The sequence below is a fragment of the Bacillus sp. MYb209 genome (genome assembly GCF_002975175.1).
GTDB lineage: Bacteria > Bacillota > Bacilli > Bacillales > Bacillaceae_G > Bacillus_A.
This window is the reverse complement of record NZ_PCNZ01000003.1, coordinates 128163-144425: the sequence shown is the minus strand read 5'-3', so window position 1 is coordinate 144425 and position 16263 is coordinate 128163. Positions and strand designations below refer to the sequence as shown.

General features: G+C 34.3%; 20 protein-coding genes. 17 read left to right on the top strand and 3 right to left on the bottom strand.

All coding sequences use genetic code 11. The features are described 5' to 3' along the window. Position 1 precedes the first annotated feature (1 nt). The 3 genes from acoB to lpdA are packed head-to-tail and all read left to right on the top strand — an operon-like array spanning position 2 to position 3664. Positions 2-1036: an acetoin:2,6-dichlorophenolindophenol oxidoreductase subunit beta gene (gene acoB, locus CQZ94_RS07675; protein ID WP_105584902.1), complete on the top strand. Its 1035-nt coding sequence runs from the start codon at positions 2-4 to the stop codon at positions 1034-1036. A gap of 27 nt (positions 1037-1063) precedes the next feature. Further along, a complete protein-coding gene (locus CQZ94_RS07670; RefSeq protein WP_105584901.1) occupies positions 1064-2266 on the top strand; it encodes a dihydrolipoamide acetyltransferase family protein in 1203 nt (400 codons plus the stop codon). A gap of 15 nt (positions 2267-2281) precedes the next feature. Continuing rightward, on the top strand, positions 2282-3664 hold the full coding sequence (lpdA, locus tag CQZ94_RS07665) for a dihydrolipoyl dehydrogenase (RefSeq protein ID WP_105584900.1): 1383 nt from the start codon (positions 2282-2284) through the stop codon (positions 3662-3664). Positions 3665-3783: 119 nt separating this feature from the next. Here the strand turns inward: lpdA and CQZ94_RS07660 are convergent, their stop codons facing one another. Beyond that, positions 3784-4377, bottom strand: coding sequence for a hypothetical protein (locus CQZ94_RS07660; protein ID WP_105584899.1), 594 nt, complete (start codon positions 4375-4377; stop codon positions 3784-3786). Between the two features lie 220 nt (positions 4378-4597). On the opposite strand from CQZ94_RS07660, the gene CQZ94_RS07655 reads away from it, so the two are divergent. The 4 genes from CQZ94_RS07655 (at position 4598) to CQZ94_RS07640 (ending at position 7337) form a co-directional block, all read left to right on the top strand. After that, positions 4598-5230, top strand: a complete 633-nt coding sequence (locus CQZ94_RS07655; protein ID WP_105584898.1) for a DUF4085 family protein — start codon at positions 4598-4600, stop codon at positions 5228-5230. A gap of 83 nt (positions 5231-5313) precedes the next feature. Further along, positions 5314-5715: an Rrf2 family transcriptional regulator gene (locus tag CQZ94_RS07650; protein ID WP_105584897.1), complete on the top strand. Its 402-nt coding sequence runs from the start codon at positions 5314-5316 to the stop codon at positions 5713-5715. A gap of 87 nt (positions 5716-5802) precedes the next feature. Continuing rightward, complete coding sequence (locus CQZ94_RS07645; RefSeq protein WP_105584896.1) at positions 5803-6708, top strand: NAD(P)/FAD-dependent oxidoreductase; 906 nt, start codon at positions 5803-5805, stop codon at positions 6706-6708. Between the two features lie 26 nt (positions 6709-6734). Beyond that, positions 6735-7337: a class I SAM-dependent methyltransferase gene (locus tag CQZ94_RS07640; protein WP_105584895.1), complete on the top strand. Its 603-nt coding sequence runs from the start codon at positions 6735-6737 to the stop codon at positions 7335-7337. Between the two features lie 59 nt (positions 7338-7396). On the opposite strand, the gene CQZ94_RS07635 is transcribed toward CQZ94_RS07640, so the two are convergent. Beyond that, the gene (locus CQZ94_RS07635) at positions 7397-7894 is read right to left on the bottom strand and encodes a hypothetical protein (RefSeq protein WP_105584894.1); all 498 of its coding nucleotides are present in this window, start codon (positions 7892-7894) and stop codon (positions 7397-7399) included. Positions 7895-8146: 252 nt separating this feature from the next. On the opposite strand from CQZ94_RS07635, the gene CQZ94_RS07630 reads away from it, so the two are divergent. The 7 genes from CQZ94_RS07630 (at position 8147) to CQZ94_RS07605 (ending at position 12622) form a co-directional block, all read left to right on the top strand. Beyond that, positions 8147-8914, top strand: a complete 768-nt coding sequence (locus CQZ94_RS07630; protein WP_105584893.1) for a DeoR/GlpR family DNA-binding transcription regulator — start codon at positions 8147-8149, stop codon at positions 8912-8914. Between the two features lie 15 nt (positions 8915-8929). Further along, positions 8930-9526 carry a GNAT family N-acetyltransferase gene (locus tag CQZ94_RS07625; RefSeq protein ID WP_105584892.1) on the top strand — a complete coding sequence of 199 codons (597 nt, stop codon included), beginning with the start codon at positions 8930-8932 and terminating at the stop codon, positions 9524-9526. Further along, the gene (locus tag CQZ94_RS07620; protein WP_105584891.1) at positions 9499-9837 is read left to right on the top strand and encodes an NIPSNAP family protein; all 339 of its coding nucleotides are present in this window, start codon (positions 9499-9501) and stop codon (positions 9835-9837) included. The genes CQZ94_RS07625 and CQZ94_RS07620 overlap by 28 nt, the downstream gene beginning before the upstream one ends. 17 nt (positions 9838-9854) lie before the next feature. After that, entirely contained in the window at positions 9855-10028 is a 174-nt protein-coding gene (locus CQZ94_RS31140) for a hypothetical protein (RefSeq protein ID WP_181149450.1), read from the top strand. 120 nt (positions 10029-10148) lie between these two features. Further along, positions 10149-11999: a sigma-54-dependent Fis family transcriptional regulator gene (locus tag CQZ94_RS07615; RefSeq protein WP_105584890.1), complete on the top strand. Its 1851-nt coding sequence runs from the start codon at positions 10149-10151 to the stop codon at positions 11997-11999. Between the two features lie 116 nt (positions 12000-12115). Beyond that, the gene (locus CQZ94_RS07610; protein ID WP_105584889.1) at positions 12116-12361 is read left to right on the top strand and encodes a DUF3977 family protein; all 246 of its coding nucleotides are present in this window, start codon (positions 12116-12118) and stop codon (positions 12359-12361) included. A gap of 21 nt (positions 12362-12382) precedes the next feature. Further along, complete coding sequence (locus CQZ94_RS07605; protein WP_105584888.1) at positions 12383-12622, top strand: YczI family protein; 240 nt, start codon at positions 12383-12385, stop codon at positions 12620-12622. A 47-nt stretch (positions 12623-12669) separates the two neighbouring features. Here CQZ94_RS07605 and CQZ94_RS07600 read toward each other — a convergent pair whose 3' ends face one another. Further along, positions 12670-13281 carry a TetR/AcrR family transcriptional regulator gene (locus CQZ94_RS07600; protein ID WP_105584887.1) on the bottom strand — a complete coding sequence of 204 codons (612 nt, stop codon included), beginning with the start codon at positions 13279-13281 and terminating at the stop codon, positions 12670-12672. A gap of 159 nt (positions 13282-13440) precedes the next feature. Here CQZ94_RS07600 and kynU point away from each other — a divergent pair, with 159 nt between their 5' ends. The 3 genes from kynU to kynA are packed head-to-tail and all read left to right on the top strand — an operon-like array spanning position 13441 to position 16231. Further along, positions 13441-14727, top strand: coding sequence for a kynureninase (kynU, locus tag CQZ94_RS07595; RefSeq protein WP_105584886.1), 1287 nt, complete (start codon positions 13441-13443; stop codon positions 14725-14727). Positions 14728-14729: 2 nt separating this feature from the next. After that, positions 14730-15359 carry an arylformamidase gene (gene kynB / locus CQZ94_RS07590; RefSeq protein WP_105584885.1) on the top strand — a complete coding sequence of 210 codons (630 nt, stop codon included), beginning with the start codon at positions 14730-14732 and terminating at the stop codon, positions 15357-15359. Between the two features lie 32 nt (positions 15360-15391). Further along, complete coding sequence (gene kynA, locus CQZ94_RS07585) at positions 15392-16231, top strand: tryptophan 2,3-dioxygenase (RefSeq protein WP_105584884.1); 840 nt, start codon at positions 15392-15394, stop codon at positions 16229-16231. Positions 16232-16263 lie beyond the last annotated feature (32 nt).

Below are 16263 nucleotides of genomic sequence, written 5' to 3'. Positions count from 1 at the left end.
AATGACTAGAACAGTAAGTATGTCAACTGCAATAAATGAAGCGATGAAATTATCAATGCGCCGTGATGAAAACGTCATTTTAATAGGTGAAGATGTTGCGGGTGGTGCGCAAGTTGATCATTTGCAAGATGATGAAGCGTGGGGCGGTGTTCTTGGTGTTACGAAAGGGCTTGTGCAAGAATTTGGCCGAAATCGCATTTTAGATACACCAATTTCTGAAGCTGGTTATATGGGAGCTGCGATGGCAGCGGCGGCAACTGGATTACGTCCGATAGCTGAATTAATGTTTAATGATTTTATTGGTAGTTGTCTTGATCAAGTTTTAAACCAAGGTGCAAAATTCCGTTACATGTTTGGTGGGAAAGCAAAAGTACCAGTTACAATTCGTACGATGCATGGTGCTGGATTTAGCGCAGCAGCTCAGCATTCTCAAAGTTTATACGCGTTATTTACGAGCATTCCAGGTATTAAAGTTATCGTTCCGTCCACTCCGTATGATGCAAAAGGTTTATTATTAGCGGCAATTGAAGATGATGATCCAGTAATCTTCTTTGAAGATAAAACGCTTTACAATATGAAAGGTGAAGTGCCAGAAGGATATTATACAATTCCATTAGGAAAAGCGGATATAAAACGAGAAGGATCTGATGTAACAATTGTCGCAATTGGAAAGCAAGTTCATACAGCGCTCGCTGCTGCTGAGCAATTAGCAAAAAAAGGACTTGAAGTAGAAGTTATTAATCCGCGTTCTTTATCACCACTTGATGAAGATACAATTTTAGCATCTGTTGAAAAAACAAATCGTCTTATCGTAATTGACGAAGCGAATCCAAGATGTAGCATTGCGACTGACATCGCAGCGATTGTAGCGGATAAAGGTTTTGATTTATTAGATGCGCCTATTAAACGAATTACAGCGCCACATACACCAGTTCCGTTCTCGCCACCACTTGAAAAATTATATTTACCAACGCCAGAAAAAGTGATTGAAACTGTATCGGAAATGATTGGAGATCGTTCGTTATTAAATGTGTGATGAAACGATGAGAAGGGAGAGAGAAAAATGGCTGTTGAAGTTGTAATGCCGAAGTTAGGAATGGCGATGAAAGAAGGTATTATTACGAGTTGGAATATTAAGGCGGGTGATAATGTAGCGAAAGGTGAATTAATCGCTAGTATTAACTCAGAAAAAATTGAAACAGAAATAGAAGCACCAGCTGATGGTACTGTACTGGATATAGCTGTAAGCGAAGATGAGGGAGTTCCGCCTGGTACTATTATTTGCTATATAGGTAAACCGAATGAAAAAGTAGTAGCGCATGGAGCTGTAGATAGTATAGAGGAATCTGTACCTAAAGAAGTAGCTCTTCAAAATGTACAGCATCCAGAACCGTATGCGAAAGAAGGAACGAAACAAAGAATAAAAATTTCTCCAGTAGCGAAAAAAATTGCGAAAGCTGAAAAACTTGATATTGCTACATTAATAGGAACAGGTCCTGGAGGAAGAATTACGAAGATAGATGTATTACAATCACTTGAAGAAAAAGTAGCTATTCCAGAAGTAAACGGAAAAGAAGAAAGTAAAGCAATTCCTATTACTGGTATGCGTAAAGCGATCGCAACTCGCATGCATACAAGCTTACAAAATAGCGCGCAATTAACATTAACAATGAAAGTAGATGTTACAGAATTAGTTGCTTTACATAAAAATATGGCTGAAGTTGTGCAAAAACGCTATGAAAATAAATTAACAATTACAGATTTCGTCGCACGCGCTGTTGTATTAGCACTTCGTGAGCATAAAGAAATGAACAGTGCTTATATAAATGATACAATTCATCAATTTGAGCATGTTCATTTAGGAATGGCAGTAGCGTTAGAGAATGGGTTAGTCGTTCCAGCTATTTGCTTTGCAAATCATTTATCTTTAGTAGAGTTATCTAAAGAAATTAAGAAAGCTGCGCAAAAGGCAAGAGAAGGTAGTTTAAGTAGTGATGATATGCAAGGAACGACATTTACAATTAGTAATTTAGGAAGTTTTGGAATTGAGTACTTCACACCGGTATTAAATACACCTGAGACTGGTATTTTAGGTGTAGGGGCAATTGAGCATGTTCCGATATATAAAGGAGAAGAATTACAAAAAGGAAGTATGTTACCTTTAAGTTTAACATTCGATCATCGTGTATTAGACGGTGCACCAGCAGCTGCGTTTTTACGCACAATTAAACAATATTTAGAAGAGCCTGTAACAATTCTTTTATAAAGAGAAGGTGAGAGAATGAGTAAATTAGTTGTAATTGGAGGCGGCCCAGCTGGTTATGTAGCGGCGATAACCGCTGCTCAAAGTGGTAAAGAAGTCGTTCTTATTGATGAAGCGGATCTTGGTGGAACGTGTTTAAATGTTGGGTGTATGCCTACGAAATCATTGTTAGAAAGTGCTGAAGTATACGATATTATTAATTATGCGAATCGTTTTGGAGTATTAGTAGATAATCAGAATGTATCAATTGATTGGAAACAAATACAGACGAGAAAATCACAAATTGTTACACAGCTCGTACAAGGTATACATTATTTAATGAAGAAAAATAAAATTAAAGTTTTAAAGGGAAAAGCAAAATTTGTAACGGAGCATCGTTTACAAGTTGTGCAAGGTAATAAGGAAGAAGAAGTAGTTGATGGTAATCAATTCATTATCGCATCGGGATCAGAACCGACTGGGCTGCCATTCGCACCTTTCGATGGAAAATGGATATTAAATAGTAGTCATGCGATGGCTCTTGAAAACATACCAGATTCATTACTTATCGTTGGCGGTGGTGTAATAGGTTGCGAGTTTGCAAGTATATATAGTCGTTTTGGAACGAAAGTAACGATTGTTGAAATGGCACCGCAATTACTACCTGGTGAAGATGAAGATATTGCAAGCATTTTAAGAGAGAAACTAGAAAAAGACGGCGTAGAAATTTTCACAGGAGCAGCTTTAAAAGGATTAAATAATCATAAAAAACGAGCGTCGTTTGAATATAATGATAGTATTTACGAGGTATCTCCTGAGTATGTTCTTGTCTCTGTTGGCAGAAAACCACGAGTACAAGGATTATGTTTAGAGAAGGCTGGAATCCAGTTTTCAAATAAAGGAATTACTGTAAATGAACATATGCAAACCAATATATCGCATATTTACGCAGCGGGTGATGTTATTGGCGGGATTCAGCTTGCTCACGTAGCTTTTCATGAAGGAGTGACAGCAGCACTGCATGCAAGTGGAGAAGGTGTTAAAGTAAATTATCACGCTGTACCTCGTTGTATATATACAGCTCCTGAAATTGCAAGTGTTGGTTTAACCGAAAAAGGAGCTAGAGAGAAATATGGTGACATCCTCATCGGAGAATTCGCATTTACTGCAAACGGAAAAGCTCTTATTTTAGGAGAACAAACGGGTAAAGTAAAAGTCATTGTGGAGCCTAAATATCAAGAAATTGTAGGGATCTCTATTATCGGTCCTCGTGCAACCGAACTAATCGGACAAGGAACGGTGATGATTCATACAGAAGTAACGGCTGATATAATGAGAGATTATATTGCAGCACATCCAACTTTATCTGAAGCGATTCATGAAGCACTACTTCAGGCGGTAGGACATGCTGTGCATGCTTGAATGTAGAAAGACCAGTCTAAAATGACTGGTCTTTCTACTATCTAATAATATTTAAGTAGCAATTTGTGTGAAACTATATAAAAATATAGTTCCACCTATTCAATTGAAATGCCCTGTTACTATTTGATTTCAATTGCTGAAGTTATATCGTTCCAATCCGTAGCTAAATTAGCAGTTTGACCATACCAATCAGAGTGTCTAAAGGAGACACCTTTTCCATATCCTTGAGTTGAAGAATGTTCCCATAGCGTTGTTGAATAACTTGCAGAAGGTGAAGCTGTACTTACAGAAGAAATTCTGTCGTTCCAGCTAGAAGGTAGGTTTTTAAAGCCGCTGCTCCAATAAATATACTGTCCACCTTTATTTTGATGCTCATAAAAATCGGTACTACCAGCACCACTACCTAAAGGGTTAATTTGATTTTTAAGTGCCTTTTTATCCTTTTCAATAAAAGCATTCAATGTTTCTCTGCTAGTAAAGCCATAAGCTAACCAATCTCCATTTTCATTTTGCTTAGGTAGTACCATAGTAATTTGGATGTCTTTTTTTGATTGATCGCTTAATTTTGTGAATGAATTAACATTCTTTTCATCAACTTTTAAATAATCAAATGATTTAATTGTATTATCTTTTTCTGCAGCACTTACTACTCCTAATCCTCCAGTTAATGCAAAACCTGCTACTAATGTCCCTGCTACTAATTTCTTCAACATATAACCATCCCTTTTTGTTTAGATTTTTGTACAGGAAAATCTTGTACAAGTAAAATGTAATCTAGTTTTATATTTTTGTAAATATTCTGAAGTTTTAGAAATAATAAACAGAATATTTACAGTTTTACATTTTCTTTTTAGAAAAAACAGTTATTAGAATGATATAATAAATAGATTAATTACTTTTTCTGGATATAAATATATTTTAGGAGAGATGTTTTTGAAATATTTCACAAAAGATCGGTATAAAGAAATGCAAATTTCAGGATGTGTAAAATTCATAGAGTCGATAGAAGAATGGGAAAAGATGGAGCAAGATTATAAACAAAGTTTGAAAGAAGAGGTGGAAGAAAGGAAAGAAGAATTATTAAAGTTTCTTCCTGAGTCACTGCATCCGTATATTCATAACAACACAATTAATTCAGAATGTCTGCCCGATGAATTAAAGAAATTTTTGCTGGAGTGGAACGAGGATTACGAGAAAAGAATAACTCATTTAGATCAATCCTATATAGAACACTTTAATTTTATTAAGAAAAATCTTCCGTCAAATGTCGTTCAACTTCCTGAGTTCTCTCTACATGATAGTGTGGTTCTTTCAACAGAGAGAACATCAAAAGATACACTAACTATATTTTTGGATTATAGTGGTACTTTTAGCGATTTCGATAAACTTCAAGTAACTTTTACAGGTGTGACGAAATGTTTTATGCCGGAAAATTTTGAAGGTGCTTGGTGGCTTTATCATGAAATAGAGCTTACTGAAGATGGTTTTGAATTGGGTATTTTATTTGATTGTCCATTTAAAGAGGTGATAATTTGTGCAGAGGATGTACAAATCGAAAAGGGATAACCCTTGGTGCATTACAAATGTTTGACACGATAAAAAAATAAAGTTATTGTAGATACACGAAGTCTACAATAGGAGTCTACAATATGAAATATTCTAAAGCTACAAATTATGCTCTTCATACAATGCTTTTTCTTGCAAAGGCTACACCAAATAAACTCGTTAGTGTTCATCAATTAGCAGAAATGCAAAAAGTTTCACCTACGTACTTGTCAAAAATATTAACAAAGTTGACTAAGGAAGGCGTGATTCATTCATCCTCAGGACCTAAAGGTGGTTATTCACTTAGCAGTAATTGGGAAGATATCTCTTTTTTAGATATTATACATGCTATTGAAGGGAAAACATCATTATTTGAATGTTGTTTGCATCATGAACCTGGATGTGTAATAAATGAAGTAATGCTTGAAGCAGAGGGGAAAATGGAAGAAGAGCTAAGAAATCAAAAAATAGCAGATCTTACGAAGAAAATAACGGTGGATTTTTGATCCGCTTTTATTTTTTAATAATATTAAAGATAATAACACTCTTTAATATCTTTAATATAAATGTTAATTATTGGAGGGTTTTTATTTATGAAATTTATTGATTGTGCTGTTATAGGTGCTGGTCCAGCAGGAATTAATGCAAGTTTAGTTTTAGGGAGAGCTCGTAAACAAATAGCGTTATTTGATAATAGAACGAATAGGAATCGTGTAACACGAAAGTCTCACGGATTTATTACACGTGATGGGATTAAACCAGAAGAGTTTAAGGAATTAGGGTTAAACGATTTGAAGAAGTATCCATCGGTTCATTATTATAAAAAAACAGTTTCAACGATAACGAAGAAATCTACTGGTTTATTTGAGATTGTGACATCGGATCATACAAAATATGTAGCGGAAAGAGTTTTATTAGCAACGGGTATACAGGAAGAATTCCCATCCATCCCTGATGTACGGGAATTCTATGGAAAAAGTTTATTTAGTTGTCCGTATTGTGATGGATGGGAATTAAAAGATCAACCTCTCATTATTATTTCTGAAAATGAAGATTATACGTTGCATATGACAAAATTAGTTTATAACTGGTCTACAGATTTAGTAATCGCAACAAATGGTAATGAGTTAAGTAAGCCTACTATGGATGAACTGTGTAATAAAAATATAAGAGTTATTACAGAGCCTATTCATGCACTACATGGTGAAGAAGGTTATTTAAACCAAGTAAAGTTTCGTTCAGGTTTGCATATCGAAAGATCTGGAGGATTTATAGTACCTTCTTTCTGTAGGCCAAATCGATTTATAGAACAACTTGGTTGTGAACTGCAAAGTAATGAAACTTTTGTAATAGATGATTTTGGTCGTACTTCAGAAAAGAATATTTACTTAGCAGGAGAAACAATTACTCAAGGGCCATCTTCATTAAGTATTGCTGCATCACAGGGAAATAAATCAGCGATAGCAATTAATAGCGATATTACAGATGAGCGGTTCTAACTAGAATTTAGAAGGAGGAGAAGAAGATGAATAATTTTTGGGATGATCGATTTAAATCGAATGAATATTTTTATGGGGAAGAACCTAATATATTTATTCAAGAACAAGCATTTCGTTTGGTAAATCACAATAAAGTAATAGCTTTCGCAGAGGGAGAAGGTAGAAATGCTATTTTTCTAGCAAGACAAGGACACGAAGTAACAGCTATTGATTATTCGGAAGGTGGATTAGAAAAAACAAAAAAATTAGCCGCGAAGCATAACGTAAAAGTGCATACAAAAAAGGTAGATTTATTAGCTGATAGTTTGCCAGCTAATGAATTCGATGCGGCAATTATGGTATTTGGACATTTTCATACTGATAATCAAAGAATGATATTAAATAAAATGATTCATACGATAAAGCCTGGTGGGTTAATAATGATTGAAGTTTACTTGAAACAGCAATTAAATTATGGTACTGGCGGGCCAAAAGATATTGATATGCTGTATGATCCAATTGATATTCTTACTTGGTGTGAAGAACATGAGGTAATTCATTTCTTTAATGGAGAACAAGAGCGAATTGAAGGGAAAGGACATACTGGTTTAGCTCATGTTATTCAAGTTGTTATTAGAAAATCAGTGTAAATGTTGGTGAAAGTTGAATGCTTGAATGTAAAAATACCAGTCATTTAAGACTGGTATTTTTATTTAGATACTAAATTATCAAGCTTCCAATATGTATTTGTTAATGGAGCAACTTTACTATCTATATACAAATACATATTATTTAAATCTTTAGGTGAAGTTTTCATTTCAAATACAACGTCAGTAGTTAAAGAGAATTCGAGTGGAACATTTTTATATTTCTCATCATCTACTGAATGAACTTCACCTTCATATTTTTGACCAGTTTTTTCATCTTTTATGAAATATTTTATCTCTGAAAGATCAATTGTTTGTCCGTCGGCTCGGACATTATTAATCATAACACGAGTTGTAAGGCGCCATTCTTTGTCTATTTTTTCAAATTTTGCATTTTCAACTGTTGCTCTATAGTATTCGTTTTTAACTATTTCCCCATAGTGCATTGCATTCTTTTCGAGAGCGCTCTTCTCTTGTTTTGGTGTAGTACTACCATTACATCCTGCCATTATTCCTGTAAATATTAATGCTGTACATGTTACTTTAATTAAAGATTTCATAGTAATTCCTTTCTATATTAAAAAGTAAAACATAGGAATAATTTTACATCAACAGGAAAATAAATGGAAGTCTTTTTGTGGAATATGCAAATATGCATGTATTTGGTATTGAAATTAATTAAATAGAAAGAAGAAAAAACTTGCATAAAGCTGGAAGAATAAGAATTGAAAATATTGTAAAACAGAAAAAACATGCATATAATTGAATGAGAAGGATTAAATTTCTGAATCTTCAATAACGGTGGTGAGAACATGTTCACAGAAGAGCGTAGAGAGAAAATTTTAGAGCTACTTAAAAAAGACGGAAGAGTAATCGCAAAAGATCTTGCAGAAATATTTGATATGTCTATCGATTCTATAAGAAGAGATTTTTCTATTATGGAGAAGGATGGTTTGTTAAAAAGGACACATGGGGGAGCAATTGAACTTACGCGAGTGAGAAACTTAGCTGCTGAACCATTTAAGCGTTATAGTGATAGTTCAATATACGAAGAATCAATTGCTAAAGTTGCTACATCTTATATACAAGAAGGAGATTCTGTTTTTATTGGTGGGGCTTCAATTCATTATGCAATGTTAAAATATTTACCTAAAACATCATTTACAGTTATTACGAATTCTATAGAAATAGCTAGTAAGTTACGGGAATATGAGAACATTGATACGTACTTAATTGGTGGCAAGGTGAAACCATCAGGAAATATGACGGATACACTTGCCTCGGAATCGATTAGTAGTTTTACTATTGATCTTTATTTTTCTACAGGTGGTGGCGTTTCATTATATGGTATAAGTACTGCAACACCAGAAGTTGCTTATTTCGGAAAAGCAGTAAGCAAAATTGCTCGAAGAAATATTTGTTTAGCATCCCATAATAAACTTGGTGTCGAGTGTTTTATAAAAGGAGAGTCTCTTAATGAAATTAATCTTATCATTACAGATGGAGAAGCTCATAAAGAAATAATTCAAGAGTTTGAGAATCAAGGTAAAAAAATAGTGATTGCCCAATCTACTGAATAACAAAAGGAGTTTACTATGATTATAAAAGGGAAAGAGTTTTGTATAAAAGGACTAGAGTATACGATTAGATCTGCAGCCAAGCATGATGCAGAGCAGCTATCGAAAATAAGAGTACAAATCGATGGAGAAACTGAAAATATGGATAGAGAAGAAGGTGAGGGATTTATAGATACGAAAGGATTTCAGCAAATAATAAAAACGGATAGTGAAAAGACGAGAAATATCTTTTTAGTTGCGGAAGTTCATAACCGTATCGTTGGATTTTTAAGATGTGAAGGATCTGATTTAAAGAGATTGTCTCATAAAGTAGAGTTTGGCGTTTGTATTTTAAAAGAGTTTTGGGGATATGGGATTGGCAAAAATCTTTTGCAAGAATCTATCAATTGGGCTGATGCAAATGAAGTGAAAAAGATAGCGTTACAAGTGTTAGAAACAAATGCAAAAGCAATTCAGCTTTATAAAAGATTAGGCTTCGAAGTAGAAGGCGTTCTGAAAAATGATAAGATGCTGTCGGACGGTAAGTATTACAATACGGTTGTAATGGGTAGGGTGAATGGTACTTTTCATAAAAGAGGTGAAGAAGTATGTTTTACAGAAGGAAATACTATATAGTGAAAAATGAATTCATTGAAATATTTAATAATCATTTCAATGATACAAATTTACCAAATCAATTAAAGTACGGTTCTCGTTTAATAGGGCGCTGGATGAAAGGTAATAATGATGGTACGACTGAAGTATTTGCAATATGGGAATATGATAGTTATGAAGATTATGAAGAAATTGAAACGGAAATTAGAAATGATAAAATGCATGTTAAAAGAATACATGATTGGTATGAAAAACATGGCGGGAAAGAATATGTTTTACGAGAGTACATAATAGAGATGAAAAATGAAGAGTTACTATGTACTGTAAAATGATAGAGGAGTGAAGCCAAATGGGGATTAGAACGAAATTATATTTTAGTTTAGCATCTACTATTTTATTTATCGTTGCAGTGGTGATATTCTTTTTTTATAATAATCCGATAAAGTGGTTTTGGTTCTGTATTTTACTAGGATCAGTTATACAAAATATAGTTTTATTTAAAAAATATAAAGAACTCCATTAAGATATTCAAATTATTAACATATTTGTGTCGTCTTTCTAATTGTATTGAAAATGCATTTACCCAGTTTTATAATAAAAGTATGTTTTAAAATCTCCAAATAATTAAAGGGGAGATGATACTATGTTAGCTTCACCGTTTTACTTACATACATGGAAAAAGTTTGTGGATGAAGGCATTCTAGATTCTGATCGTATGAATCAAAGAATTTCAGAGTCATGGCATCGATGCAAACAAGCAAATGTAAATCCTCATATGAATAAAGGTCAGAATATTTTGACTTCTGTTGTTTTTCAAGATCAAAAGCAAAAGAGTGAAATTTTTCTTGATATAGCATTACCTCATTTACAAAATATGAAGAAAACAATTGATGAATTGCAAATGATGGCATTATTAATTGATCCAGATGGATATGTGCTTTCATTAAGTGGAAATAAACAAACATTAAAACGAGCGAAACATATTAATTTCATAGAAGGCGTGAAATGGACAGAAGCTGCAGTTGGGACAAACGCTATTGGTACGGCTCTAGCAATTGAAGAGGCCATTATGATAACTGGTACAGAACATTATTCTGTCGCATCTCATAGCTGGAGTTGTGCAGCAGCTCCCATTCATAATGATGATGGGAAATTAATTGGTGTTCTTGATTTCTCTTGTCCGATTGAGTTTTCACATCCGTATATGCTCGGTATGGTAACTTCAATTACGCATGCGATTGAACGTGAATGTAGCATTCAAATACATCAAAATGAACTACACTTAATTCACCGCTTTTTAGATGTAATTGACAGTGATGAACAAGTTGTTATTTGTAACCATCGTGATGTTATCGTTTCTGCGAGTAAGAGTGTTCGCGAACGAGTATCTAATTGGTCACGAATGAAACTTGAAAATTTAATGCAAAATGGATTGAAAACTAAATTAGAAATACCTGTATATAGTAATGATAGATTGATAGGGAAATGTATTTATTTAAAGGGAAATAAACAAACGAATTTATATTCTACTTTTCCATTAATGAAAGGGATTTCTTTTCCTGGAGTTATTGGGACAAGCAACTTATTTCAACATACATTAGAAGAAATTAAGCTTGTTTCACCGACAGATGCTAGTGTATATGTATGTGGTGAAACAGGTGTGGGGAAGGAATATGTCGCTAGAGCAATTCATGAAAATAGCCCAAGGAAAGGTGGACCTTTTATAGCTGTTAACTGCGGTTCGTTGCCGAAAGAGTTGATGGAAAGTGAACTGTTCGGTTATGCTGAAGGGGCGTTCACAGGAGCACGCAGGCAAGGATATAAAGGTAAGTTTGAACAAGCGGAGGGAGGAACAATCTTTTTAGATGAAATTGGAGAAGTTCCTCCTGAGATGCAAATAGCACTTTTGCGTGTTTTACAAGAACGAATAGTAACACCAATTGGGAGTTCAAAAGAAATTCCAGTAAATATTCGTGTTATTACTGCGACGCATAAAGATTTATTAAGATTAGTAGAGGAAGGGGAATTCCGTCAAGATTTATATTATCGTTTACACGTTTATCCAATATACGTTCCATCATTATCAGAAAGAAAAGAAGATATCCCGTATTTCATACAAGATTTTTGCGAGCGAAAGCAATGGAATATTCAATTTCCCGCTAGCATTATCATTCAATTTACACAACATAAATGGCCAGGAAATATAAGAGAATTATTAAATGTATTAGAACGCATTTACATTTTGTCGCAAGGACGGGAAATATGCGAAAAGCAAATATCATTTTTGTTACAAACGATGATGGGAAATCAAAACCAACTTGAATTACAAACAGAAAATAAAGAGGAACATACGCTAAATTTCCGTGAAAAAGTACAGCGCGATAGCATGATGGAAGCGTTGCAAAAGACGAACGGAAATGTTTCATTAGCTGCAAAATTATTAGATGTACCACGTAGTACGTTTTATAAACGAATGCAAAAATTTAAGTTATAAAAGTAGATTTTTGTAATCTACTTTTTCTTTGTGAGCTCACGTTCTGTCGGAATATGCGCTTGCCAGGGAAATAATAGAATGTTAAGAAAAAAAGATTTCCTAAAGGAGAGTCTTAAGTGAAGTATATTGAAATTGGAATCGGGAATAGGTGGTTCGTTCGAACGGAAACTGAAAATAAAGATGGAACTGAATTTGAGGAGCGAGGAATTATAAAACCGATTTATTTTGAGTCTTTATATGTACGAATTTGGTTACGGAAAACTTGTTTTATTTTAGATACGAAAGAGGGTTTTAAGAAAGTAAGAAAAAGTAGAGCTGAGTATAAGTTTATTGTTGGAATGGTGAGTAGGTTAAAACAATAGAATCAAACAGGAGGTGTTCTTATGATTAGAATTACCACATTCATACTCGCAATTATTGTAATGGTCTATTCCATCTATAGTTGGAATGATGATTCGAAACAAAGTATGCTTATTCTACAATTGCTTCTAGGATTTATGTTAGCTGGTATGGGGGTGCAAAATTTTAAGAAAGATGAAAAAGAGAATAAAAATTTGGGGATTATTCTCTTACTTGCATCGCTATTTTGTATTTTTGTATCGGTAATAAAATATTTAAAATAAACCGTTACTAAGCATATTGAGTAACGGTTTTTTGAGGTTATAATGTGCTATTTATATAACCCTGTCTTATACATTTCCGTCAAAGTATACACAATTTCTTCTAAATCTATCTCTTTATCATTTTGCACAATTGTCCAGAGGAACATTTCATTCATAGAGAACCAACCGCGTGCGACAATCTCTTTATTTAACGCAGTTCGTGCTAATCCATTTTCTTGGGAATGAGTAATATCTTGCATAATACGTATTACAAAACGTTCTCGGATTTCATTCCATTTTTGACGTATTTCTTCAGAGGTTCCTATTGCTTCTTCCACAACTTGTAATAGTGCTCTTTCTTCCTCAGCTAATTGTAAAAAAGCACGTACTTGACTTTGGATCATACTGTGTGCTTCTGTCTTTGTTTGAGGGGAGAAAGAGCGATCAGCAATATCATAAAAGCGATTCATAACATCTTCCATCAAAACGACGAGGAGAGCATCTTTGTTTTTAAAGTATACATATGCTGTTCCATAACCAGTTTCTGCATGTTTAATAATTTGCGTGATTGTAGTTTTCTGAAATCCGTTTTTTATAAAAATAGTATAACCGGAATGTAATAGTTTCTTTTTTGTTTCTAAGGAGCGGTGTTTTCTTGTTGAAAGAGTAGAATTTTTCAAGGAATCACCTCTTTTTACTGAAATATCTGAAAATATAATTGTATTGTAAAAGAAGTTCGTATATAAAGTCAACTGACATAATATCATTGACGCTATATCAACTTAGGTGATATATTTCAATTAGTTAGAATAAAAAGAAAATTAAAAGAAGGTGACACCATGTATAAAGAACCATTTCAACCAACTTATGAGTATGCGCTTGAATGTGATAAACATGATGAACTGAAAGATTTTCAAACTGAATTTTATAAAAAAGAAGGAACAATATATTTAGATGGTAACTCTTTAGGGTTGCTTTCAAAAAGAGCAGAGAAATCGTTACTTACGTTGCTAGATTCATGGAAAGAGTATGGAATTGATGGATGGACTGAAGGAGAACATCCTTGGTTCTTCCTATCAGAACAGCTAGGGGAATTGACTGCACCTCTTATTGGTGCTTTACCAGAAGAAACGATTGTAACTGGTTCTACGACTACGAATATACACCAAGTTATTGCGACGTTTTATGAGCCGAAAGGAATACGCACAAAAATTCTTGCTGATGAATTAACGTTCCCATCAGATATATATGCGCTCCAAAGTCAAATTCGTTTAAAAGGATTAGATCCAGATGAGCACCTAATGAGAGTAAAGAGCAGAGATGGTAGAACATTAAATGAGGAAGATATCATTCATGCGATGACTGATGATATCGCTTTAATTTTATTGCCTTCTGTACTATATAGAAGCGGACAGATTCTTGATATGAAGCGATTAACAGCTGAAGCTCATAAACGTGGTATTCATATCGGTTTTGACCTATGTCATTCAATCGGCTCTATTCCGCATCATTTTAACGAGTGGGATGTTGATTTCGCTGTATGGTGTAATTATAAATATTTAAATGCAGGACCTGGTGGTGTAGCAGGGTTATATGTGAATAAAAAACATTTTAATAGACTGCCAGGATTATCTGGTTGGTTTAGTTCTAGAAAAGATAAGCAGTTTGATATGGAACATTCATTAACTGCAGCTGATCATGCTGGGGCGTACCAAATAGGAACACCTCACGTATTGAGTACGGCACCATTAATTGGTTCTCTTGAAATTTTTAAAGAAGCTGGCATTGAGAGATTACGTGAAAAATCATTACATATAACAAGATATATGCTCGATTTAATTCAATTAGAGTTAAAGGATATGGGATTTACAATCGGAAATCCGCTAGAGGATGAAAAACGAGGCGGGCATATTTATTTAGAACATGCTGAGGCGGCACGTATATGTAAAGCGTTAAAAGCAAATGGAGTGATTCCAGACTTTAGAGCTCCAAATGGAGTTAGACTTGCACCGGTTGCTTTATACAATACGTATGAGGAAGTATGGAACTCTGTACAAATTTTAAAGAAAGTTATGAAAGAGGAAGAATATAAAAACTTTGAAAATAAGCGAGAGGTTGTGGCTTAAGCATGAAAACATCGCAGTGGATTGATATTTCACAACCGCTAAATAATGATATCGCGACGTGGCCAGGGGATACACCGTTCTCGTATGAGGTTTCATGGTCAAAAGAGGACAGTGGTTCAGTAAATGTCGGAAAGTTAACGATGAGTATCCATACTGGCACTCATATTGATGCACCTTTTCATTTCGATAATGACGGCAAGAAGGTGTTAGATTTAGATATACACGTATATGTAGGCGCAGCACGAGTTATCGATGTTTCAGGGCTGGAGAGTATCGGTAAAAAGGAATTAGAACGATTTAACTTAGAAGGTGTAGAGCGATTATTATTACGTACATCTTCACATGGTAAAGCGCAAGAATTCCCAGAAGAAATCCCGTATTTACGTGCTGATATTGCACCTTTTCTATCAAATAAGGGCATTCGTTTAATTGGGGTAGATGTACCTTCTGTTGATCCTTTAGATGATAAAGAACTAGCAGCACATCATCAATTATTTAAACACGGAATTCACATTTTAGAAAATGTCGTACTAGATCACGTAGCAGACGGCGATTACGAACTTATTGCCTTACCACTTGCATTAACAGATGCAGATGGGAGTCCAGTTCGCGCTGTTATTAGGCCAATATAAGTAGAAATATATAAAAGGGGCGTTTGACTAATATGAAAGAAAACGAAAAAGTAATTATGGAAAAAGGGATTCACACTGATTTTAAGGAAAATATGACGTACGGAGAGTATTTACAGCTAGATAGCTTATTATCTAGTCAACAAAGATTATCAGATCATCATGATGAAATGTTATTTATCGTTATTCACCAAGCGAGTGAGCTTTGGATGAAACTAATTTTACATGAACTGAATGCAGCAATTGAATCTATTAAAAATGATAAATTAGCACCTGCATTTAAAATGTTAGCACGTGTATCAAAAATTCAGTCGCAAATTATTCAATCTTGGGATATTCTTGCGACATTAACGCCATCAGAATACATTGAGTTCCGTGATTCACTTGGTCAGGCTTCAGGTTTTCAATCATATCAATATCGAATGATTGAGTATGCACTTGGTTATAAAACACCACATGCATTAAAGATTTATGAAAAGGACCTAGAATTACATGCTCGTCTTCATAAAGCACTTCATGCACCAAGTTTGTATGACGTTGCGATACAAGCGCTTGTTAAAGAAGGATTCCCAATTCATAAAGATGTGTTAAATCGTGATATTACGCAGCCTTACGAAGAGGATGCAACTGTAGAAGCGGCTTGGATAGAAGTATATGCGGACGTGCAGAAATATTGGGATTTATATCAGCTTGCAGAGAAATTAATCGATATTGAAGACTGGCTACAACAATGGCGTTTCCGTCATATGAAAACGGTAGAACGAATTATTGGTCATAAAATGGGAACAGGTGGCTCTTCTGGCGTATCTTATTTAAAGCGAGTGCTTGATCAATGCTTCTTCCCAGAGCTTTGGAACGTTCGAACGAAATTATAAGAATAAACTTGTCAGCTGATAAAGGCTGGCAA